Source organism: Spirochaetota bacterium, from assembly GCA_017999915.1.
In the GTDB taxonomy this organism is placed as follows: Bacteria; Spirochaetota; UBA4802; order UBA4802; family UBA5550; genus RBG-16-49-21.
Genome location: JAGNKX010000012.1, coordinates 1 through 20,973 on the forward strand (window position 1 = coordinate 1; position 20,973 = coordinate 20,973).

Here is a 20,973-nt window from a genome sequence, read left to right on the forward strand (position 1 = left end):
GCTATATCAAGGAATTCCCGGTGGAGCGCCTCTACCGCGACGCGAAGCTGGGCGAGATCGGCGAGGGCACCTCGGAGATCCAGCGGGTGCTGATCGCCAAGGATCTGATCAAGAAGTACGCATCGTAATGCCCTCACCCCCAACGCGCCGAGTGTTTTTTGGACATCCTGTCCACACTCGGCACTGCGACCTCCTGTCGGGAGCCTCTCCCGATAGGGGAGAGGGGAGGGAATATATGTCTGGGCATGGCATGCCCTGCCTAGACTAAAACCAACAAGGAGACATGCATGGATTACGAACTCGGTAAATCATACGACGAAATCAACGTAGGGGACAAGGCGTCTTTTTCAAAGACCATCACGGAGACCGACATCGCGCTGTTCGCGGCCATAACCGGCGACTTCAACCCGATGCACATGAACGAGGAGTTTGCGAAGAAGACCCCGTTCAAGACACGGATAGCCCATGGCGGCCTGCCCCACGGCCTTATCGCGCCGGTCTGGGGAACGAAGCTTCCGGGCCTGGGCACCATAGCCCTGGAGATCAAGACCCGCTTCAAGGCTCCCACCTATCCGGGCGACACGATAACCGCCACGACCGAGGTTATCGAGAAGCTTGAGGAGAGGAAGTGGCTCAGGATGAAGCTGACCTGGACGAACCAGAAAGGCGAGATCGTGGGGACCGGCGAAGGCCTGGTAATGCCGCCCCCGAAGCTCAAATAATGCAATCACAGGCGCGGTATGTTGTGCTCCAACAAAACTGCGATCCGACGAAAACGCGCCTATAGTAAGGGCACGGCATGCCGTGCCCCAGAGAGTAAATCCATTAAAATAAACGCTTACAGGGGGGCCTTTATGACGAACAAATCTTCGCTAGAGATGAACCTGCTGCACAGGATGAACATCGGCGACCTCGCCAAGAGGACGGCGTCAAAATATCCGTCGAGGACCGCCATTGTCTTCAAGGACCAGCGGATTTCCTTCAAGGAGCTGAACGAGCGATGCTGCGGCTTCGCCCATTATTTCGAGGAGGCCGGCATCCGCAAGGGCGACCGTGTCGCCTTCATGACGCACAACTGCCTGCAATACATCTACGCCTGGCTCGGCCTCGCAAAGATCGGCGCCATCATCAACCCGCTCAACTTCATGCTGAAGGGCCAGGAGGTCGAAACGATCATAAGCAATTCCGAGCCGAAGATGTTCTTCATCGAAGACGCCCTGATCCCACAGTTGGGGGACTCCATAAAGAACATGAAGTCCGTGAAAACCTTCGGCTATATTCCCATATGGGGAAACGCGAAGCCCGAGGGATGGGTCAACATCAGCGACTACCTCAAGCCGAACCGCTGCTCCGAGGAGCCGGAGGTGGAAATAGAGGACGATGACCCGGCGACGCTGATCTATACGAGCGGGACCGAATCCCTTCCCAAGGGCGTCATGAACACCCACAAGAATTTCTTCATCACCGTCATGAGCGGCCTGGCCGACCTGGACGTCAACAGCGCGGACACGATCATACTTTCCATTCCCCTGTTCCACGTGGCGGCGAAGTTCCTCTTCCTCGAGGCGATAAGCATCGGCGCGAGGGTGGTGCTGGAGTACGCGCCGAACCCGGTGGAGATACTGGAGCTTACCCAGAATGAAAAGATAACCTACTGGGTGTACCCGCCGGCGCTGTACCAGTTCATAGCCGCCATGCCGAACTACACGAGCTATGACATCTCGTCCCTGAAGAAATGCATATCCTTCGGCGCCATGATGCCCCCTGTGCTGTATGAAAAATGGAAGACCATCGCCCCGGGGGCTGAGTGGAGGAACTACTACGGCATGACCGAGTCGTCTCCCCTCGGCTCGACCCTGCTGCCGAAGGATTTCGAGAGGAAGATAAACACCATCGGCGTTCCCCACGCGGGCATAGAGATCAGGATCGTCGACGACCAGGACCGCGAGCTCCCGGCCGGAGAGGCGGGAGAGATCCTCATGCGGGGGCCCTCGGTGATGAAGGGATATTTCCGGAATGAAGAGAAGACGGCGGAGGCGCTGCGCGGCGGCTGGCTCCATACCGGCGACATCGGCATGTTCGACGACGAGGGGTTCCTTTCCTTCATCGACCGCAAGAAGGACATCATCAAGTCCGGCGGCGAGAACGTTTCCTCACAGGAGGTCGAAGGCGTCCTCTACCGCCATGACAAGGTCGCCCAGGCGGCGGTCATCGGTCTTCCCCATGAATACTGGGGCGAGGTCGTCTCGGCCGTTATCGTGCCTAAGCCGGGAGCGGCCGTCACCAGCGAGGAGATCATCGCGTACTGCAAGGAAAATCTCGCCGGGTACAAGGTCCCGAAACGCGTGATCGTCATCGAAAAAATGCCGGTGAGCCCCACGGGTAAAATCCTCAAGCGGCTGTTAAAGGCCGAGTTCCTGAAAGAAGAGTCAGCGGGCAATGTCAACTGACATTCGTTAAAATTCCGAAGTCTCCTGGTTTGTCGGATAACGTTGTTGGAAGATAAGGCCCTGTATCCAGACGGCCCTGCCTTTTTGCCGCAGAGCAAATGGGCAGGGCTTGTTTTTATCTCATTAAACCGTGTCCAATGTTATGTACACTATGTGGATATTTTACAGATAATTTATTGATATTTGTATTGTGTACAATCAAAATAATATTGACTTATACATGCCGCAAAATAGTCTTATGTATTATCATATAACAGATAGCCAACGCGCCTGGACCCTATTTCATGGATCATCGATACCTGCCGCATAACATGTCTCATTGTGAATCCTTTCCCTGTAGACCGGTTATCATTACGACTATTTCCGAACATATACAGCCTGTTATATCCACTGCTCCCGCCGGAGGTATGTTATGGCCGCTGCCAAGATAGACCGGGAAACCGTAAATAGCACCTTTAAAAAGCTGTACCTCTACACCGATGGGGCCAATTACCTGTTCATCATCCCGTGCTTCACGGTTTACCTGGTCTTCCTCCTTGACATAAACAGATCGGGACTGCCGATTTTTTTCGCCATAGTCATCGTAGGGTGTGTTCTTTCATTTATCTTGTCCCGCCACATGTTCTACAACAAGCTCATCAAGCCCATTACGGTTTATCTGGACAAGCTGATCGACGGCCAGGAATTTTCCGAGGAGGAATATGACAGCGCGCGGGAGGCGATATTTTCGCTGCCGCGGAAGCACTCCGTATCCGCCATCGGGCGCTGGATCATCGCCCTTATCGGCGTTTTCGCGGCCGTTAACCTCGCTTTCGACGTGGACTTCCACCAGAATTTCAACAGCGTGGTGATCCTGCTCATCAACTGCATCCTCAGCGGCGTGCTCTTCTATGTAGCCCCGGACCTGCTCCTTGACACCATTTACCGTCACGGCGTGTTTGACAGGAGAATCGAGAAAACCTCCTACAAGGGAAGGCTTGCTATGCGGATATCCGTCATCGTGATGGCGGTCACCTCGATGCTTCTTATAGTCATAGCAACCGTGGTCTTCAACAGCGGCTACCGGTCCCTCAAGCAATCTTATACAAACCAGATGCGCAACATCGCCGGGATAATCAACGAGGACCTCGACCGCTTCTTGGGCGAGCGGGTCAGCGACGCCGAGATACTGGCCGGCAACAGGATCGTCATCAACGGCGCGGCCGGCGGGGACGGGGAATCCCTGGCCCTGCTGAAGAAGATCCACGGCTCCTATGGCGTGTACGAGAACGTCTTCATCGCCACGCCCTATTACGATTCGTCGATCATCGTCGGGACGGCCGCCGGGTCCGCCGGCGTCAGGTACCGACAGGCGGGATTCGGCGACAACATCGACGCGAGCCTGGAGGGGAACACCCGCGTTAGCGGCGGCGGGAAGTCGCCCATCACGGGACGTCCCATAATAATGATAACCGCGCCGATCAAGAACGGCGGACGGATTGTGGGCATCTTCGGGTTCATGATAGAGCTCGATAAGTTCGCCGACAAGATGATCAAGAACATTAAGATAGGCGAGACCGGGTATCCCTTTATTACGGACGGCAGGGTGATTCTGGCCCATCCCAATAAAAAAATGATCCTTACGCCCCTCAAGGGATACGCCTGGGGCAAGAGCGTTCTGTCTTTGAAGAGCAAGTCATCCTTTTCCTACCGCTGGAACGGTGAGAAGAAATTCCTTTACTTCCTGAAAAATGAAAAAAACGGCTTCAACGTGATATCCACCGCGAACCTTGCGGACATAAACAGCGAGGTCTGGTCGTCGCAGCTCTACATGCTGGTCATGAGCATTTTCGGCCTGGCCCTCGTGGGCTCCTTAATGTACTTCCTCGTAAACCGCAAGCTCCGTCCCCTCGTGACCTATCGGGAGATAATCGAGGGTGTTTCCCACGGGAACCTTGACCAGGATATCGTAATCGTGTCCGACGATGAGATCGGCCACATGTCGGCCATGCTCATCCTTTTCATCTCGCGGCTGAAGGATTCGATCAGGAACATCAAGGCCATATCCACGGAGATGGCGACCTCTTCGGGCGAGATGTCGGCGACGACGGTGTCGTTTTCCGATAACGCCCAGAGCCAGGCGGCCTCCGCGGAAGAAGTGACCGCGACGGTGGAGGAGGTGTCGGCGGGGGTCGAGAACATCGCCCACAACGCCTCAGCCCAGTACATGAACCTGACGGCCCTTATCGACATGCTGACCCGGCTTTCCGACATGATCAACTCAATGGGCGCCCGCCTGAAGGAGGCCTTCGCCCAGACCGACACCATAGCGGGGAAGGCGCGCATCGGCGAGGAGCTCATCCGCGAGATGGACACCAGCATGTCCAAGATAATATCGAGCTCGGCGGAAATGGCCAATATCGTCGGCATCATCAACGACATCTCCGACCGGATAAACCTCCTCTCCCTCAACGCCGCCATCGAGGCGGCCCGGGCCGGCGAACAGGGCCGGGGCTTCGCCGTGGTCGCGGACGAGATCTCGAAGCTCGCGGACCAGACCGCCCAGTCGATCAAGGATATCGACACGCATATCAGGAACAATAACGACGAGATCGGCCGCGGCATCGAAAACTCGAGGAAGACCGTGGAAACCATAAGCACGATCATCGACGGGGTTTCCGCGATCAACAACCTGATGAATTCGCTCCTTTCCTCCATGAAGGACCAGCTCGAGATCAACAGCACGGTCAACGCCAAGGCCGGCGACGTGAAGATCGGGGCCGACCAGATACGCGGCGCCACGGAGGAGCAGAAAACGGCGGTAAGCGAGATAGTGCGCTCCGTGTCCAATATCAACGAGCTGACCCAGTCGAACGCTTCGGGAGCGGAGCAGATGGCCAGCACCGCCGAAAACCTCGCCGGCATGGCCGAAACCCTGAAGCAGGCGACGGATTTTTTCAAGGTGTAGAAGACGCCGCCGTCCCATGGCGTCCGGCGGCACCGGACGGACGCGCCGGGTCAGAGGATATCCTCCTGCGGGAAGCCGCTCGGCGGCTGCACGGGGGCGGAGCCGATCAATCGTTTCTCACGCCACTTGCCCTTCTTGTAATACGCGAACATCAGGCCGAGACTGACCAGCGTGGAGAGGAAGATCCCCAGCCATATGCCCGTCTCCTTCAGGGCGGTGTGCCGTCCCAGAGCGTAGGCGAGGACTATCCTGGATGCAATAGATACTACCGAGAAGAGGAGCGGCGCCTTCATGGCGCCGGCGCCCCTCACGGCCGACTGCAGTATGAAAAACAGGGAGAGATCAAGATAGGCCCAGCACATGATCCTGAGATAGAGGGCCGCGTGATCGAGGACGGCGGGTTCGCCGGTAAACAGGGACGTGATCTGCCGCGGCAGGAAGGTGCACAGGATGATGACGGCGATCGATATCGCCAGGGTGAACCGCGAGGCGGAGCCGGTTATCTCCCTGACCCGCTCGAACTTTCCCGCGCCGATGCTCTGGGCCACCATGGTCGACACCGCCATGCCGATGGACATCGCGGGAAGAACCGCGAAGTTCTCCACGCGGAGGCCGATGCCGTACGCCGCGATCACGTTTTCGCCGAAGAGATTGACCAGTCCCATGAGCACGATGCCGCCGAAGGAAACGATGAGCATCTGGAGCGAGGTCGGGAGCCCCAGCGCCGCTATTTTCGCGATGATCGCCCGGTCAAAGCCCCATTCCCACCGGCCGATGTTCAGGAACTTGTTCTTCCGTGAAAGATAGAAATAACCCGCCGCTGTCGTCATCATGTTGGCAAGAACCGTCGCCAGGGCAGAGCCCTTCACCCCAAGGGGAGGGACGGGGCCCGCTCCCTTTATGAGAAAAGGGAGAAAGATGACGTTGAGGAGCACCGAGAGTCCGGTCAGGAACATCGGCGTGCGGGAATCTCCCAGGCCGCGCAGCACTCCCATGAGCCAGTTGTTGATGACCAGGAAGACAAAGCCGGCGGAGAACCAGGAGAGGAAGGCATAGGCGTCTTCCATGAGGTCATCGGGCGTGTTGATCAGGGCGAGCATGCCCCGGCCCCAGAGGATGATCGACGCCGTTATGACGACGCTCACCGACACGTTAAGTGAGAACGAATTCACCAGTATCCGGGAGAGGAGGCCGTGGTCCTTCGCGCCGTAGGCCTGCCCCACCAGGATGACGGCGGCCATGCCGAGACCGATGAGAACGGCGACGAGGAAGAAGATGAGGGGCGTGCTGATCGAGACGGCCGCCAGGGCCCGGGCGCCGATGATCCTGCCGACAAAGATACCGTCGATGATGCTGTAGGCCGACTGGAACATGTTCCCCACGATCATCGGGACGGAGAACGATATCAGCAGCTTGAATACATGTCCTTCCGAAAGGTCTCTCATGGCGCTTGTTGTCCGATTTCGTCACTATTGCGATGTGGAAAGATTATAACAAGAAGTTTTTTGCGATGGTCTGATTACCGAGCGGTTTATTGAATGAAATACTATTAATAAGTAGTAAAACAATTTTAAGTATCAAGGTTATTTATTTGTTTTCATATAATAATTATATTGGTTGAATAGTATTGATATTTATGTATATTAGATAAAACCATGAGTCCATCAATTGCCATTCTAAAGCGTAACCTTCTGCGGCTCGCGCCGATTTTGCCTCTCGCGTTATTCCTTGCCGGCATGCCGGGGTGCGCGAGTTTTTCGGTCGTTGCTCAAAACGATCCCTACAAAGGGGTAACGGATGTCACCGTGGACATGTGGCATACGGTCGTGGACAGCAGGATCGACAACGTCCGGGCCCTGTATCACAAGCAGATCTCCGGCGACAGGGTGTCCGATCCGACGGTCACCTTCGTGTTCGTGGCCGCCGTCGATCCCTACTATTATAATTACCAGGGCGAAAGCCTGAGCCGCGAGGCGTACCTCATGGTCGATTCCGAGCGGTTCCCGGTGACCCTGGTCGACAGCACCAATGTGCCCATGAAGCGCAATTCAGCGGTCTATGATTACTATTTTTACGGGTACAGCCATTTCTTCTATTATCCCGGCGTTATAATATGGAAAGAAACAAACAGCCGCGTCCTCACGGCGAAGATCAGGCTGGCCTCGGAGATCCGGAAGGCCCTGGCGGGCGCCTCATCGTATACCATGCGGTTCTATTGCGGCGATATGCCCATCACCCTCGAGGCCACGCAACAGCAGCTTGATGCCTTGAAGAAATTCCTGGCCTACGAAAAGCAGGCCGGTCCTCCACGGAAGAACCAGCCCGCGGAATGAGGGTAAACCCATTCCGGCTACTTCAGGGTGATCGCCTTTTCAGGGCACAGTTCCTGGCAGCAGAAGCAGGCTATGCACGCCGAAGGATCGACCAGGGGAAGGGCGTCCGCCATGGACAGAGCTTCAATTCACCGATGATTTCCATCCTGCCGATATCATGATCCCCCAGGCCGTATTCCTTCGCCTTCTGCAGAAAGCGGAGCTTCGCCGGGTCGCACCCCATCATGGTCGCGACCACGGCGTCCATGGCGACGGCATTATCCGAGGCAATGACGAGCCCGATCTCCCTGAGGTCCGGGGAGGCCGGCCCGTTCCCCTCCATGCCAACCACTGCGTCCATGATGAAGAGGTCACAGGTCCAGCGGGAACAGCTCGAAAACCCGGTCAACGGACTGGCGGATGCCTTCATAACCGGTGGGAGCTATCAGTACGCGCGCCATGAGCTTATTATCTTCCTTGTTTCAGATTAACGAGACACCGATGAGGTGCCCGATGGAATAAGTGATCGCGGCCGTGACCAGGCCGAAAAGGACCTGGCGCATTCCGGATATGAGGGGATTGCGTCCCGTCATGAGAGTAATAATGGCGCCGATCACGAAAAGTCCCAGGGCGCTGCAGGCCGCGCTTGCGACGATCCCGCTTACGCCGGAAAGGAAAATATAGGGCGTCACCGGGATCATGGCGCCGAAAACGAAAAGGGCAAGGGATGTGAAGGCCGCCTCCCAGGCGGACCCCCCGAGCTCATTCGGATCTATTCCCAGCTCTTCCCGAGCCAGGGTGTCCAGCGCGGTGGAAGGGTCGGATATAAGCCTGTCCGCCATGGCGCGGGCCGTTTCCGCGTCAATGCCCTTGGCCTGGTAGATGAGCGCCAACTCTTCCTTTTCCTCCTCAGGTATCGTGGCCAGCTCGTTCTTTTCCACGTCCAGCTGGTGCTGAAACAGCTCCCGGGAGCTCTGCACGGAAAGCCACTCCCCCAGGGCCATTGAAAAAGCCCCGGCCAGCATGCCGGCCAGCCCGGTCAGCAGGATGGTCTTCGAGGGAATTCCCGCTCCGGCCACTCCCATGACAAGGCAGAATACGGACACCAGGCCGTCGTTGGCGCCGAGGACCGCGGCGCGAAGGGCGTTTCCCCCGGCCGCTCGGTGCCGGCCCTCGAAGCGGGCCAGGTCGCTCCCCTGCAGGCCCCGGGACGTGCTGGCCAGGTAGCCGAAGACGCGGGCGTGGGATTGCTCATCGGAGGGCATGTTGGCTGATTCCGCGTCCTGCTGGCCCGCGTAGCTGGACGCGGCCGACGTTTCGATGGAGGCGAGGGTCGGAATAATGAAGGCCGTTCCGAAGATGCGCGCGAGCCATCCGAAGATCCTGGTGCGCCAGCCGGGCCTGAATTCAGGTATGGCGGCTCCGGCCTCGCGGAGCTTGCCGGTCCAGAATTCAGCGTGCTTTTTTTCAGTCTCGGCAAGCTTCAGGTAGACTGACGCCAGGTCAGGTATTTTCTCAGCTCCCGCCATCCGGGTGTACAGGGCGATGGCTTCCCGTTCCGCCTGGAGGTTCTGCCTGTATCTTTTTATGTCGTCCGATTCCGCCATGGTATAATCCTTAACTTTGGCACTGCCGCCCCGGCAGAGCGGTATATCCCGCCATGCCAATGCCTGTGATATTAAGCAATACTATACCCTCGTAATGAAACCAGGGCAAGAAAAAAATGGCCGCCTCTGATCAATCAAAAAAAGTATTTACAAAAGCCCCGGTGAGGGGTAGTGGTATAATGCCGATTGTCTATATGCCGATATTCCCGAGAGGCTGTCAAGCGAATGAGTATATGTATCAGGAGCCTTGCCGCCGTCATTATGCTGTCTCTGTGCGCTGCGGGTTGCGGCGCGTCGTACTCGGGAAAAAAATCTCCCGCCGCCTCATCGGGAATACTGGACCTCCGTGATTGGAATTTTGACAGGGACGGCTCTGTCCGCCTCTCCGGGGAATGGGAGTTTTACTGGAAACAGCTTCTCGGCCCCGATGATTTCGATCGTTTCGGGACCCCCCGATTGACAGCCTATATCACCCTTCCCGGATACTGGAATGAGCTTTCTGTAGGGGGGAAGGCACTCCCTGTAATGGGCTACGCGACGCACCGCTTGAAGATACTCCTCCCCGAACATACCGGCGCCCTTGCCGTGCGGAACACGGCCATGGCGACGTCATTCCGGCTCTTCGTCGACGGCAGGCAGGTCAGGAGCGCCGGCGTGGTCGGAACGGACGCCGGGTCCTCCAGGCCTGAATATGAACCGGGGGTCTTTCCGGTCGCCGGGGGCGGACGGGAGATAACCTTTATCATGCAGGTTTCGAACTTCCATCATTATCATGGCGGAGCCGGAGAAGCGCTTATTCTGGGAAAGGAGGACCAGCTGCTTTCCCAGTGGAAGAAGCTGGTATTTTTTGAGCTCTTTCTGTTCGGGAGCATTATCATCATCGGCCTCTATCACTTCGGCGTTTTTTTGCTGATGCGAAAGGACAAATCCCCGCTATTCTTCGGCTTGTTATGCTTCTGCATAGCTTTTTTCAACCAGTTTTCCGGCGAGCTTTTTTTCTATAAATTATTTCTTGACGACCTGGGATGGTCTTTCCGCTTCCTTGTCATAAACCTGTGCGTCTATTTCATGGTGCCGAGCCTGCTCATGTTCATCTCCTACCTGTTCCCCGAAGAGGTCCATAAGAGAATAATACCGGCGGCCTGGATCATCGCGGCCTGTTTTTCCGCGGTCGCGCTGGTCACCCCGACGCATATATATGCATGGGGATTCGCCCTGTTCCAGATTCTCATGATCATCGGGTTCACCTACTGCTTCATTTCGCTCCTGCGCGCTTCTTACAGGAGGCGCCATGGCGCCCTGATCATGCTCGCCGGGTTCGCCTGTTTTTTCATTACCGCCATAATAGACGCCTTGAGCTTTAACAATATCATTCCCTTCTACGTCATGAGCTCCGCCGTGGGTCTTTTTATTTTCATTTTTTCGCAGGCCTATCTTCTCTCGGACAGATACGCTTTCGCGTTCCGCGCCGAGGAGCGCCTTGCGCGGGATCTCCACAGCGTCATAGAGAACATCCAGGATGTTTTCTATCGCAGCGACGCCCGGGGCAATCTCATCATGGCAAGTCAGAGCTTCTTACTGTTGCTGGGATATGAATCACTTGATGAATGCCTGGGGAAGCCCATTGCCGAAACCTTCTACTTTGATCCGTCCAGGCGCGAGGAATTCCTCAGGAACGTCACGAATGCGGGAAGGGTCACTGATTATGAAGTTGTTTTAAAGCGAAAGGACGGCGCTCCCGTTCTCGTGGAAACGAACAGCCACCTCTTCTATGACGATTCGGGCGCAGTCGCCGGGGTCGAGGGAGTATTCAGGGATATTACCGAGCGGAAGCGGGCGGCCGAGGCCCTGCTCGCAAGCCAGCGCAAGATGAAGGCGATTGTCGACGGTTCCCCTGTCCCGCAGTTCGTCATCGACAGGAGCCACACTGTCATACACTGGAACCGCGCCCTGGCGGAATACAGCGGCATCAGTGAGGAGGATGTCGTCGGCACGAACCGTCAGTGGCGCGCCTTCTATGGAAGCGAGCGTCCCTGCATGGCCGACCTGCTGGTGGACGGGCTCACGGATGATATCCCCCGGTGGTATGCCGGGAAGTACAGCCGCTCCAGGCTTCTCAAGGACGCCTTCGAGGCCACCGATTTTTTCCCGGACATGCGGGGAGGGACCTGGCTCTTCTTTACCGCGGCCCCGCTTTATGACGAAGAGGGCGGAATCCTCGGCGCCGTGGAGACCCTTGTCGATATCAGCGAGCGCAAGGGTGCCGAAAAAAGGCTTGAGGTTTCCCTCAGCGAAAAGGAGACGCTGCTGCGCGAGCTGTACCACCGGACGAAAAACACGATGCAGGTGATCCGCTCAATGCTTTTCCTTCAGGCGGCGAAAAGCCCGGCCAACGGCGAGCTCCAGAAAATGGTCAAGGACATGGAAAACAGGATCCTGGCCATGTCCCTGGTCCATGAAAAATTGTATCAATCGGGCGATCTTTCGCGGATCGATATGCGGGATTATATCGACGGCCTGGCCCACCTGATCCTGGAGAGCTATAGCCTCACGGAAGAAAAGATCAGCCTGAAGCTGGACGTTCAGCCCATCAACATGCTCCTTGATACGGCCATTCCCTGCGGCTTGATCCTGAACGAGCTGCTCACCAACGCGATAAAGTACGCCTTTCCCGGGAGAGAACGGGGTGAAATATCGATACGATTGTTTCGGAATGAATCGAACAATCTGGAGCTGCGCCTGGCTGATAATGGCGTGGGGGTTCCTGAAGGCTTCGATTTCAGGATACAGGAAACCCTGGGGCTTCAATCGATCATCGCCATCGCCGAGCATCAAATGCAGGGGCGCGTCTCATTCACGGCGGACCATGGGGTGGCATGCGTGATAGAATTCCCTGATACGCTGTACAAGGAGAGAGTATAGCATGGCCCAATCGATTCGGGTGCTCATTGTCGAGGATGAAATATTCATCGCCATGTCCCTTGAAATGGAGCTCAAACAGGAGCGGTACGGCGTATGCAGGCGCGTAGCCACCGGGGAAGAGGCGGTGGCGATAGCGCAGGAAGAATCCCCCGATGTCATCCTGATGGATATCCGCCTGGCCGGCGCGATTGACGGCATTGAAGCGGCGAAACGGATCCGGGCATTCTCCGATATCCCTATTATTTTCATGACCGGGTATCAGAGCAAGGCCATCGAGGAACGGGCGAAAGCGCTTCACCCTCTCGGATTTTTCGTCAAGCCTGTCCAGGTCAACAAGCTCAAACCCCTCATTGATTCAACCGCATAATCACTTGACATGCAGGGAACGACACGGTCATGATATCTCCCGCGGGACCGCTTTGCTGCAACGCCCATGGGGCGCGACGCCAGCGCCTGGGCCCGCGCGGGGAGGCTGACAATGAAAATCATTCGCTATCTGGACGCCGAAGGCCGCATAGGCCATGGCGCGCTCCAGGAAGACGGAACGGCCCTTGTCATCGACGGGGATGTTTTCGGCGATTATTCCGTTACGCGGGAAAAGGCCCGGGTGCTGAAGGTCCTGGCCCCTGTCGCGCCTCCCGCCATCCTCTGCATCGGGCTGAATTACAGGCACCACGCGGCTGAGACCGGCGTAAAGGTCCCGGAGCAGCCCGTGCTGTTCATGAAATCCCCCGGGGCGCTGCAGAACCCGGGGGACCCCATCGAGATCCCGACGCGCCTGAAGAGCGGGATGGTGGATTACGAGGGGGAGCTCGCGGCGGTGATCGGGAAGGCCTGCAAGAACGCGCCGCGCCACAGGGCGCTGGAGTACGTGCTCGGATACACCTGCGCCAACGACGTCAGCGCGCGGGACTGGCAGATACAGCACGGCGGCGGCCAGTGGTGCAGGGGGAAGACCTTCGACACCTTCGCGCCCCTGGGTCCCTGCCTGGTCACCCCCAATGAGATCCCCGACCCCAACCGCCTGGCCCTCAGGACCATTCTTAACGGCGAGACGGTCCAGGACTGGAACACCAACGACATGATCTTCGATGTGCCGGCCCTCATCGAGTTCCTGAGCGGCAGCACGACCCTCCTTCCGGGCACCGTCATCATGACCGGCACGCCCCAGGGCGTGGGCATGGCTCGCAAACCGCCCCTCTGGCTCAAGGCCGGCGACAGCGTCAGTGTCGAGATCGAGGGGATCGGCGTTCTCACCAACCCGGTCGTCGATGAGGCGTGACGGCGCCCATGAATATGATCTCATTGCAATCGGGCAGCAACGGCAACTGCGTCTATGTCGAGGCCGGGGACGTGAGGCTTCTCTTTGACGCGGGCATCAGCGGTAAGCGGGCCGCGGAGCGGCTTTCCCTGGCCGGCCGGGACATGGCCGGCATCGACGCATTGATCATCTCCCACGACCACGCCGACCATGTCCGGTGCGCGGGAATTTACCAGCGAAAGTTCGGCATGCCGATCTGGATCAGCGAAAGGACCCTGGGGGCGGCGCGCTCGTCCCATGACCTGGGCGCCCTTCGGGAGGTATGCCATTTCAGGGCAGGCTGCTCCATGCGCTTCGGCGATGTGGTGGTCGAGACCATCCCCACGCCCCATGACGGCGCCGACGGCTCGGTCTTTATCGTCGACGACGGCCGATCGAGGCTCGGCATCTTCACGGACCTGGGCCATGTCTTCGACGACCTGAAGGGAGCCCTCGCCACGGTGGACGCGGCGCTGGTGGAAAGCAATTATGATCCTGAGATGCTGCGCGTCGGCCCCTACCCGCGGCATATTAAAAACAGGATAGCCGGCCCCGGGGGACACCTGTCGAACATGGAGTCCGCCGAGCTCATTGCCCGGTACGGAACGCGGCTCCGCTGGGCCTGCCTGGGGCACCTCTCCGGAGAGAATAACACACCGGGAATCGCGCTTCAGACCCACCGGCATATTAACGGGACCTTGACCTGCCACATGGCCGGGCGCCACTCCGCCGGTGACCTGCTGACGGTATAGACGCTAATCCTCCTGAAAAAAAATAGAGTATCCGCTGATGCTATTGGAATTCCTCTGTAGTCCAAAGGATTACACCTGATATGTTATCCGGTGTGATGGTTTGGGTCATAGTCTTACATATAACAGGGTAGCGGATCTCGTTTAAGAATTCAGAATCAAAAAAAAATTGAATTTTGGAAAAATAATTTTTAAAATATATTGTTTGTTCCATGAAAGTGTTACATTTTATAATTACACACTGGCTTCATTATCAAAGAAGAAAATAACCATGAGACCATATATACATATAAAAACACATTCATCCAATTCTAATTCTGGGCGACTTCTATGATGTATACGAACTAGTAGCCCATAGTAAAAACAGTTGATGCGTCTCACGTATCAGCGCCATTAAATCATGGGGCTATCCTATGAAAGCGATAAAACATTATATCAATGTGATATATGTTTTATATAACAGTGCGCTATCGGGATTCAGGGCGCTGCTTGAGAAGCGGTCCTATGAAACTCTCATCGGGATAATAGCGACCGGGTTCCTCCTCACGGTGATCCCCTTTTTCCAGGTGAGAAATTCCGCCCTGGATGCCTTCCATACAAGATTTGACCACAACACTTCCATGCGTGCCCACCTCGTCAAGGAGAGACTTGAAGAGTGCCTCCTTGCGCCTAGGACATTGAGACATTACATAAGCACGACGGGACAGATCCGGCAGCGGGCTTTTACCGCGATCATCAGGTCGTTTATCGCCGAACATGTGGAATTGAAGTTGGTTCAGTGGGTCCAGGGCCTGCCGGACCGGGAGCGGGCATCGTTTGAGCAGATAGCGCGGATGACGGACAACCCGGGATTCTTTATTTTTGAACATGATTCGAATAAGAACATGGTGCCGGCCAAAAAGCGAGATTACTATTACCCCGTGCTGTACGCCGAACCCGGGGATACAAAGATCATGTCGGTCCCGGGATTTGATATAGGTTCCACGAAGAGACGTTTCGACGCCCTTAAGCAGGCCCGTGATTCCGGCGAGACGACGGCCAGCGAACGAATACCACTGGCGGAAAAAGAAGGCCGCTTCGGGATCGTCGTGTTCGTGCCGGTGTACCGGAACGGGATGCCGGCGGTGACCATTGAAGACAGGCGGGCCTCCCTGATGGGATTCGTGATGAGCGTATTCTGGGTTGATCCGCTCATACGGTCCACCCTGGAAAAAACAGAGCCGCTGGGCATAAACTTCGATCTTATCGATTTTTCCGCGCCCCGGGATAAACGCCTCCTCAGCCGATGGACCGCCAGGCTGCAGACGATACCAGCCTGGACCTCGGTTCTTATCCCGTCGCCGCCGACGAAGCTGAAAAAATTCACCTTTGCCGGACGCACCTGGGGCATGGATTTTACCGCGACCCGGGGCTACATGGTGCGAAACTATCCGCTGGCCCACTGGCTCATACTGCCCTTCGGTTTTATCCTGACGGCGATCATCGCTTTCTATTTCCATCATATCTCCACGCAGCGCAGGGAGTTGGAGCACCTTGTCACGGTCAGGACAGGAAGGCTCAGGGAAAGCGAGGAGCGGTATCACCGCATCACCAACTCCATCACGGATTATATCTACACCGTTCATGTCGTCAACGGCCATGCGGTCAGGACGGTCCATGGAGACGCCTGCGAGATGATCACCGGGTACAGGTCGAAGGAGTACGACGATGATCCGTATCTCTGGTTCCGCATGATCCATGAGGATGACCGCGCCGCCGTGATGAGTCACCTGAACAGCGTCCTGGCCGGGGAACAGCCGCAGATACTGGAGCACCGCATCGTGCATAAGGACGGATCTATCCGGTGGGTGAGAAACACCCAGGTCCCGCACCGCAACGCCGACGGCGCCCTCGTATCCTGTGACGGGCTTATCAACGACATCACCGAGCGGAAGCGGGCCGAGGAGGCTCTGGCGAAAAGCGAGCAGAAATACCGCACGATGGTCGATTTCACCTATGACTGGGAATTCTGGATCGATCCGGCAGGCTCCTACGTATATGTGTCTCCCTCGTGCGAGCGGATCACCGGACACAGGGCGGAGGAGTTCATTAACGACCCGGCCATGTTCGAGAAAATCGTGGACCCCGAAGACCGCATGGCGGTCCACAGGCACATGGCTGAAAGCCAGAATGCCTGCGGGAATAATACCCTCGCGTTCCGCATACATACGCTTTCCGGCGAAACGCGGTGGATAGAGCACCAGTGCCAGACCGTGTACGATGACAGGGGCACGGTGCTGGGAAGGCGGGGAAGCAACCGCGATATCACGGACCGCAGGGAGGCGGAATGCAAGCTTGAGGAGAGCTACCGGCAGATGGAAGAGCTGCTTTCCGAGCGGACGGAGTCCCTCAAGGAAAAGGAAATGCTCCTCAAAGAGGTCCATCACCGCGTCAAGAACAACATGCAGATCATCATAAGCCTCATCAACATGAAATCCTCGCATATCGATAACGACGTTGTGGCCCGTATTCTCCATGATTGCCAGTGCAGGATCTACTCGATGGCCCTTATCCATGAGCAGCTGTACCGGTCGGAAAACTTCGGGAAGATCGATTTCGAAAAATATATTGTGCAGCTCCTCGACGAGCTTTTCAGGATGCTGGGCGTGGACCGCGGCAGGATAAAAGTCGATCTCGCCACGAAGGAAATCTATCTCGGCCTTGACCAGGCGATCCCCTTCGGCATCGTGCTCAATGAGCTCCTTACCAATTCAATCAAGTATGCCTTTCCACCCGATGTGGGCCGGGAAGGGAACATCAGCATTTCAATTCGAGAAAACGGGGAGACCCTGGAGGCGGTCGTGTCGGATAACGGGATAGGCGTCGGTGAACGGAGGGATGACATGCTTTCCGGAACCTTCGGGCTCACCATGGCCGCCATGATAATAGAAAAACAGCTCAAGGGGACCATGAGCATGTCCAATTCCCAGGGGACTACCTTCATCATAAGGATACCCATTGACGCCAATGCCGACAGCTTCAGAATGCGGAAACTAAGGAGTGCGAGAAGGGATGAAAACTTTGAGACTGCTGATCGTTGAAGATGAGATGATAATCGCCAGCATGCTGGCGGAAATTCTGACCGGCAGGGGACACGAGGTTATCGGCATTGCCGGCACGGGTGACGAAGCCATCGCGCTTATTGAAGCGCTGGGGCCCGATCTGGTCTTCATGGATATCAAGCTCAAGGGCAAAAAAGACGGCATTGAAACCGCGGAGGAGATTTACCTGCGGTATCGGGTGCCGGTAATATACATGACGGCGCACAGTGATAACGAGACGGTGCGGCGCGCGGAGACCACCGTTTCGTACGGCTATGTCATGAAGCCGTTCAGGGAAAACGAGATATTTACTTCTCTTGATGAAGCCCTGGTCAGGATAAAGTCCGAGCGGAAAAATCAGAAGGATTTTTTCGGAAAATAGGGTGGCACCGCGCCCGTTACGGCGGTGAGGGGAAGCAGGGGTGATGGGAATGGGACATTGCTTCCCGTGACTTTCGTCGATGGTTTTTTATTTTGTTAATGATGGAGGTGAGCCATGAAATGGTTCAACAATCTCAGGGTGGGTATAAAGGTCCTTTCCGCATGCATGGTGTTTCTTTTCCTCCTGGTGGTGATGGCGGTATTCGGCATTATTACCATTAATAGCAGCCAGAATGATTTTGACAATTTTTACGAAAACAAGTTTAAGGCGGTCGTTCAGCTCAATGATATCATGAAGCACATGCTTCAGATACGGATCAACATGGCCGTCGAGGAACAGGCGGCCAAGAACGGGGATATCAAGGAAGCCCTGAAAAGGCACGAGGATTCGAAAAAGCGCGCCAAGGAGTATCTCGGCATATGGGGAAATTACAAATCCTCAAAGCTGACCCCCGAGGAGACCAAGCTGGCCGAGGGATGGGTGAAGATGGGAGAGGGCTGCAGGGACGCCAGGGAGCGCTTTGCCAGGGCCATTGAGGCGAGAAATTTCCGAGAGACCGAGGCGGCGCTGAATGATTGGGTCGAAGGATACAGGCTGCTGCGCGACCAGACCGATAAGCTGATCCAATTGCAGAAGAGCGTGGGCGCCCAAATAAGCAGGGACCAGAAGGCCTCGTCGTTCAACATGAGGGTGCTGACCATATTGATCCTCGGTTTTGCCATAGCCATGGGGATCATGATCACAATGGTGCTGGCCCGTTCGGTGTCCCGGCCCGTAGTAAAGGGGCTGGAATTCTCCCGCAGACTCGCTGACGGCGACCTGACCGCCCGCATCGATATGAATCAGAAGGACGAGCTGGGGCAGCTTGCCGACGCCCTCAATACGGCGGCGGGAAGCCTGGACGGCCTCATCTCAAGCGTGACGATCGCTTCGCAGAACCTCTCCCAGGCCGTGGACCAGATCTCCAGCGGGAACCAGAACCTGTCGCAGCGCACCAGCCAGCAGGCCTCTTCCCTGGAGGAGATCGCGTCCACCATCGAGGAGGCTTCCGCCACGATCAACCAGAACGCGGAAAACTCGATCAAGGCCCAGGACCTCACCGAGGCGGGCTCAGCCAAGTCCATAGAGGGGAACAAGATCGCCCTGGAAGCCGTCGCCTCCATCGTCGATATGAATGAATCGAGCAAAAAGGTGGCCGACATCATCGCGGTGATCAATGAGATAGCCTTCCAGACCAACCTGCTCGCGCTTAACGCCGTGGTCGAGGCGGCCCGGGCCGGCGAGCAGGGCCGGGGCTTCGCGGTGGTCGCCGGCGAGGTGCGGAACCTGGCCCAGCGGTCGGGGAACGCCGCAAAGGAGATCGAGGCCCTCATCAAGGACACGGTGAGCAAGGTCTCGAAGAGCACCGATCTGGTGAACCGCACCGGCGAGTCCCTCAATGAAATAGCGGAAGCGTCGAAGACCACGGCCAGGATCATCACGGAGATCGCGGCGGCGAGCCAGGAGCAGAAGCAGGGCATGAACCAGATCAACACCGCCATTTCGGAGATGGACTCCATGACCCAGCAGAACGCGTCCCTGGTGGAGGAAACCGCTTCCGCCAGCGAGGAAATGGCGAACCAGGCCCTGGAGCTCTTGAGCATGGTGGAGAAGTTCAAGATCACCGGCGGCACGGTTGCCGACACCCGGCGTCACCGCGAGATCCATGTGAAGGCGGCCCATGCCCAAGAGAAAGCCCTGCCCGAGCCGCAGGCGCAGCGGATCAAGGACGACGGCAATGGAAGAAAGAAAGAGGCCGCCGCTCCTCGCGCGCCGCTGTTGCCGCACGACGCCAAGGAAGACAACCTCAAGGACCAGATGAAGATGGACGGGTTCGAGGAGTTCTGACAGGGTCCCGCCAAGGGGCGGCGGACGCCCCTTAGCGCGGGAAGGCGGTCCATCGGTCTATGACCTTCCCGCCGCGGACTATTGTTATCTCCCCGAATTCCCGCATGATCCCCTCGCTCTGGCCCGGCCTCAGGAAGATATAATCGTCGACGCCGATGGCGGTGCGAGCCGAGCCGTTGACAATGGACTGGTTCGTGCTCCTGCCATAGAGAGAATTGTCCTCGAGACCGGCCGGGGAGCGGTAAGAGGCGCGCCATCCTCCGCCGTAAATAAAGAATGTCTTCTCCTTGTTCGGGTCCCATAGCCGCCAGGGCCCGGAAAGGAACTCCAGGAAGGGAATGGCGGTCCCGTCAAGCTTCTTCAGCACGGGCGTGGCGATAAAGAGCGCCTCCTCGTGGTCCCTCAGCAGGGGCGCGTCAAAATCAACGGGCATCACCAGGCCCGAACCCACGGCGATATCGTTGATCGGCTCCCGGCCCCGGAAGAGCCGGTAGGTCTGGCTCCCGCCGCTGTTGAAGGTGAGGGCGCCCCGGAAGAGCCCGGGATACTTTTCCCGCCCGTGTTTATGGAAGCCGCGGTACCGTTCGAGCATCTCCTTGAATGCCGAGGCGACGGCCCTTTCCCTGGTGGTGAGGAACGGCGGCGCCGACGCGGTGTAGACATCATACCCCATAAAACCGCTGAAGAGCAGGGCGCCGCCGCTCGAAGCTATGGCGCCGAGCATAGCGTCAAGGTCGGCGTAGTTTGTCACGCCGCCGCGGTGGAGTCCCACGTCCAGCTCGACATTGATCTTCATCGATATTCTTTTTTCCCTGGCGAAGGCAAGATACTGCTTCAGCCGTTCGGGGGTGTCAACGAGCCATTGAATCTGCGCGGCGGGGTTGAATCCGGACCTGCCGGTAAAGGTGCGGTAAAATTCCCGTACGGCGTTTATCGGCATCGGTTTCCCGAAGAGAATGTCGACGCCGCCGCCGAGCTGTTCGGCCAGGAGAGAGCAATCCGGCTGATGGAATACCATGAGACTTCCCGTGCCGGTGTTATCCATGATGTAACGGACCAGCCGGGCGGAAGGCAGGGACTTGACCACGATACGGTACCTCAGGGGCGGCCTGATGACCGATCTGAGGATGGCGAGGTTTTTGTCAAGGCGGTCCAGGTCCACGATGACGCAGGGCCTCCCGGTCCCATTATTTTTCAGATCGGCATTCAACGCGGCGAAATAGGGCCTGTGGGGAGCGCCATGATCAGCGGGCTTTGCCAGGATTAATAACAGTACTGCCGCAATGATAAGGCCTGGGGCCAGGTATTTCCTGCGGATATGTTTTTTATTCATGGAT

At 57.0% G+C, this 20,973-nt stretch carries 16 protein-coding genes; 12 read left to right on the forward strand and 4 right to left on the reverse strand.

Annotated features, from left to right (window positions below; genetic code table 11):
• From KA369_16670 to KA369_16685, 4 genes are all read left to right on the forward strand, one after another.
• On the forward strand, window positions 1-128 hold a 128-nt coding region (locus KA369_16670; protein ID MBP7737617.1), incomplete at its 5' end, for an acyl-CoA dehydrogenase.
• A gap of 159 nt (window positions 129-287) precedes the next feature.
• Window positions 288-722, forward strand: a complete 435-nt coding sequence (locus tag KA369_16675) for a MaoC family dehydratase (GenBank protein MBP7737618.1) — start codon at window positions 288-290, stop codon at window positions 720-722.
• Window positions 723-854: 132 nt separating this feature from the next.
• Window positions 855-2,450: a long-chain-fatty-acid--CoA ligase gene (locus tag KA369_16680; protein MBP7737619.1), complete on the forward strand. Its 1,596-nt coding sequence runs from the start codon at window positions 855-857 to the stop codon at window positions 2,448-2,450.
• A gap of 412 nt (window positions 2,451-2,862) precedes the next feature.
• Window positions 2,863-5,397 carry a methyl-accepting chemotaxis protein gene (locus KA369_16685; protein ID MBP7737620.1) on the forward strand — a complete coding sequence of 845 codons (2,535 nt, stop codon included), beginning with the start codon at window positions 2,863-2,865 and terminating at the stop codon, window positions 5,395-5,397.
• Window positions 5,398-5,447: 50 nt separating this feature from the next.
• On the opposite strand, the gene KA369_16690 is transcribed toward KA369_16685, so the two are convergent.
• Window positions 5,448-6,842 (reverse strand): MATE family efflux transporter, encoded by a 1,395-nt coding sequence (locus tag KA369_16690; protein MBP7737621.1) that lies wholly within the window; start codon window positions 6,840-6,842, stop codon window positions 5,448-5,450.
• Window positions 6,843-7,052: 210 nt separating this feature from the next.
• On the opposite strand from KA369_16690, the gene KA369_16695 reads away from it, so the two are divergent.
• On the forward strand, window positions 7,053-7,730 hold the full coding sequence (locus KA369_16695) for a hypothetical protein (protein MBP7737622.1): 678 nt from the start codon (window positions 7,053-7,055) through the stop codon (window positions 7,728-7,730).
• 70 nt (window positions 7,731-7,800) lie between these two features.
• Here the strand turns inward: KA369_16695 and KA369_16700 are convergent, their stop codons facing one another.
• Window positions 7,801-8,070, reverse strand: coding sequence for a DUF362 domain-containing protein (locus KA369_16700; protein ID MBP7737623.1), 270 nt, complete (start codon window positions 8,068-8,070; stop codon window positions 7,801-7,803).
• Between the two features lie 121 nt (window positions 8,071-8,191).
• The gene (locus KA369_16705; protein MBP7737624.1) at window positions 8,192-9,316 is read right to left on the reverse strand and encodes a VIT1/CCC1 transporter family protein; all 1,125 of its coding nucleotides are present in this window, start codon (window positions 9,314-9,316) and stop codon (window positions 8,192-8,194) included.
• Window positions 9,317-9,541: 225 nt separating this feature from the next.
• On the opposite strand from KA369_16705, the gene KA369_16710 reads away from it, so the two are divergent.
• From KA369_16710 to KA369_16740, 7 genes are all read left to right on the forward strand, one after another.
• Window positions 9,542-12,238 carry a PAS domain S-box protein gene (locus KA369_16710; GenBank protein MBP7737625.1) on the forward strand — a complete coding sequence of 899 codons (2,697 nt, stop codon included), beginning with the start codon at window positions 9,542-9,544 and terminating at the stop codon, window positions 12,236-12,238.
• Window position 12,239: 1 nt separating this feature from the next.
• On the forward strand, window positions 12,240-12,605 hold the full coding sequence (locus KA369_16715; GenBank protein MBP7737626.1) for a response regulator: 366 nt from the start codon (window positions 12,240-12,242) through the stop codon (window positions 12,603-12,605).
• 111 nt (window positions 12,606-12,716) lie between these two features.
• A complete protein-coding gene (locus KA369_16720) occupies window positions 12,717-13,520 on the forward strand; it encodes a fumarylacetoacetate hydrolase family protein (protein MBP7737627.1) in 804 nt (267 codons plus the stop codon).
• A gap of 8 nt (window positions 13,521-13,528) precedes the next feature.
• Window positions 13,529-14,290: an MBL fold metallo-hydrolase gene (locus tag KA369_16725; protein ID MBP7737628.1), complete on the forward strand. Its 762-nt coding sequence runs from the start codon at window positions 13,529-13,531 to the stop codon at window positions 14,288-14,290.
• A 410-nt stretch (window positions 14,291-14,700) separates the two neighbouring features.
• Window positions 14,701-17,367, forward strand: a complete 2,667-nt coding sequence (locus tag KA369_16730) for a CHASE domain-containing protein (GenBank protein MBP7737629.1) — start codon at window positions 14,701-14,703, stop codon at window positions 17,365-17,367.
• The gene (locus tag KA369_16735) at window positions 17,339-17,749 is read left to right on the forward strand and encodes a response regulator (GenBank protein ID MBP7737630.1); all 411 of its coding nucleotides are present in this window, start codon (window positions 17,339-17,341) and stop codon (window positions 17,747-17,749) included. Before KA369_16730 ends, KA369_16735 begins: the two co-directional genes overlap by 29 nt.
• A gap of 114 nt (window positions 17,750-17,863) precedes the next feature.
• Entirely contained in the window at window positions 17,864-19,636 is a 1,773-nt protein-coding gene (locus KA369_16740; GenBank protein MBP7737631.1) for a Tar ligand binding domain-containing protein, read from the forward strand.
• A gap of 31 nt (window positions 19,637-19,667) precedes the next feature.
• Here KA369_16740 and KA369_16745 read toward each other — a convergent pair whose 3' ends face one another.
• Window positions 19,668-20,969 carry an alanine racemase gene (locus KA369_16745; protein ID MBP7737632.1) on the reverse strand — a complete coding sequence of 434 codons (1,302 nt, stop codon included), beginning with the start codon at window positions 20,967-20,969 and terminating at the stop codon, window positions 19,668-19,670.
• Window positions 20,970-20,973: the final 4 nt, after the last annotated feature.

What these genes read in the sequence shown, in the direction of transcription:
- KA369_16740 (MBP7737631.1), top strand. Translation starts at nt 17,864, where the DNA reads ATGAAATGGTTCAACAATCTCAGGGTGGGTATAAAGGTCCTTTCCGCA.
- KA369_16700 (MBP7737623.1), bottom strand. Translation starts at nt 8,070, where the DNA reads ATGGACGCAGTGGTTGGCATGGAGGGGAACGGGCCGGCCTCCCCGGAC.
- KA369_16680 (MBP7737619.1), top strand. Translation starts at nt 855, where the DNA reads ATGACGAACAAATCTTCGCTAGAGATGAACCTGCTGCACAGGATGAAC.
- KA369_16745 (MBP7737632.1), bottom strand. Translation starts at nt 20,969, where the DNA reads ATGAATAAAAAACATATCCGCAGGAAATACCTGGCCCCAGGCCTTATC.
- KA369_16705 (MBP7737624.1), bottom strand. Translation starts at nt 9,316, where the DNA reads ATGGCGGAATCGGACGACATAAAAAGATACAGGCAGAACCTCCAGGCG.
- KA369_16685 (MBP7737620.1), top strand. Translation starts at nt 2,863, where the DNA reads ATGGCCGCTGCCAAGATAGACCGGGAAACCGTAAATAGCACCTTTAAA.
- KA369_16710 (MBP7737625.1), top strand. Translation starts at nt 9,542, where the DNA reads ATGAGTATATGTATCAGGAGCCTTGCCGCCGTCATTATGCTGTCTCTG.
- KA369_16715 (MBP7737626.1), top strand. Translation starts at nt 12,240, where the DNA reads ATGGCCCAATCGATTCGGGTGCTCATTGTCGAGGATGAAATATTCATC.
- KA369_16725 (MBP7737628.1), top strand. Translation starts at nt 13,529, where the DNA reads ATGAATATGATCTCATTGCAATCGGGCAGCAACGGCAACTGCGTCTAT.
- KA369_16675 (MBP7737618.1), top strand. Translation starts at nt 288, where the DNA reads ATGGATTACGAACTCGGTAAATCATACGACGAAATCAACGTAGGGGAC.
- KA369_16690 (MBP7737621.1), bottom strand. Translation starts at nt 6,842, where the DNA reads ATGAGAGACCTTTCGGAAGGACATGTATTCAAGCTGCTGATATCGTTC.
- KA369_16720 (MBP7737627.1), top strand. Translation starts at nt 12,717, where the DNA reads ATGAAAATCATTCGCTATCTGGACGCCGAAGGCCGCATAGGCCATGGC.
- KA369_16735 (MBP7737630.1), top strand. Translation starts at nt 17,339, where the DNA reads ATGAAAACTTTGAGACTGCTGATCGTTGAAGATGAGATGATAATCGCC.
- KA369_16695 (MBP7737622.1), top strand. Translation starts at nt 7,053, where the DNA reads ATGAGTCCATCAATTGCCATTCTAAAGCGTAACCTTCTGCGGCTCGCG.
- KA369_16730 (MBP7737629.1), top strand. Translation starts at nt 14,701, where the DNA reads ATGAAAGCGATAAAACATTATATCAATGTGATATATGTTTTATATAAC.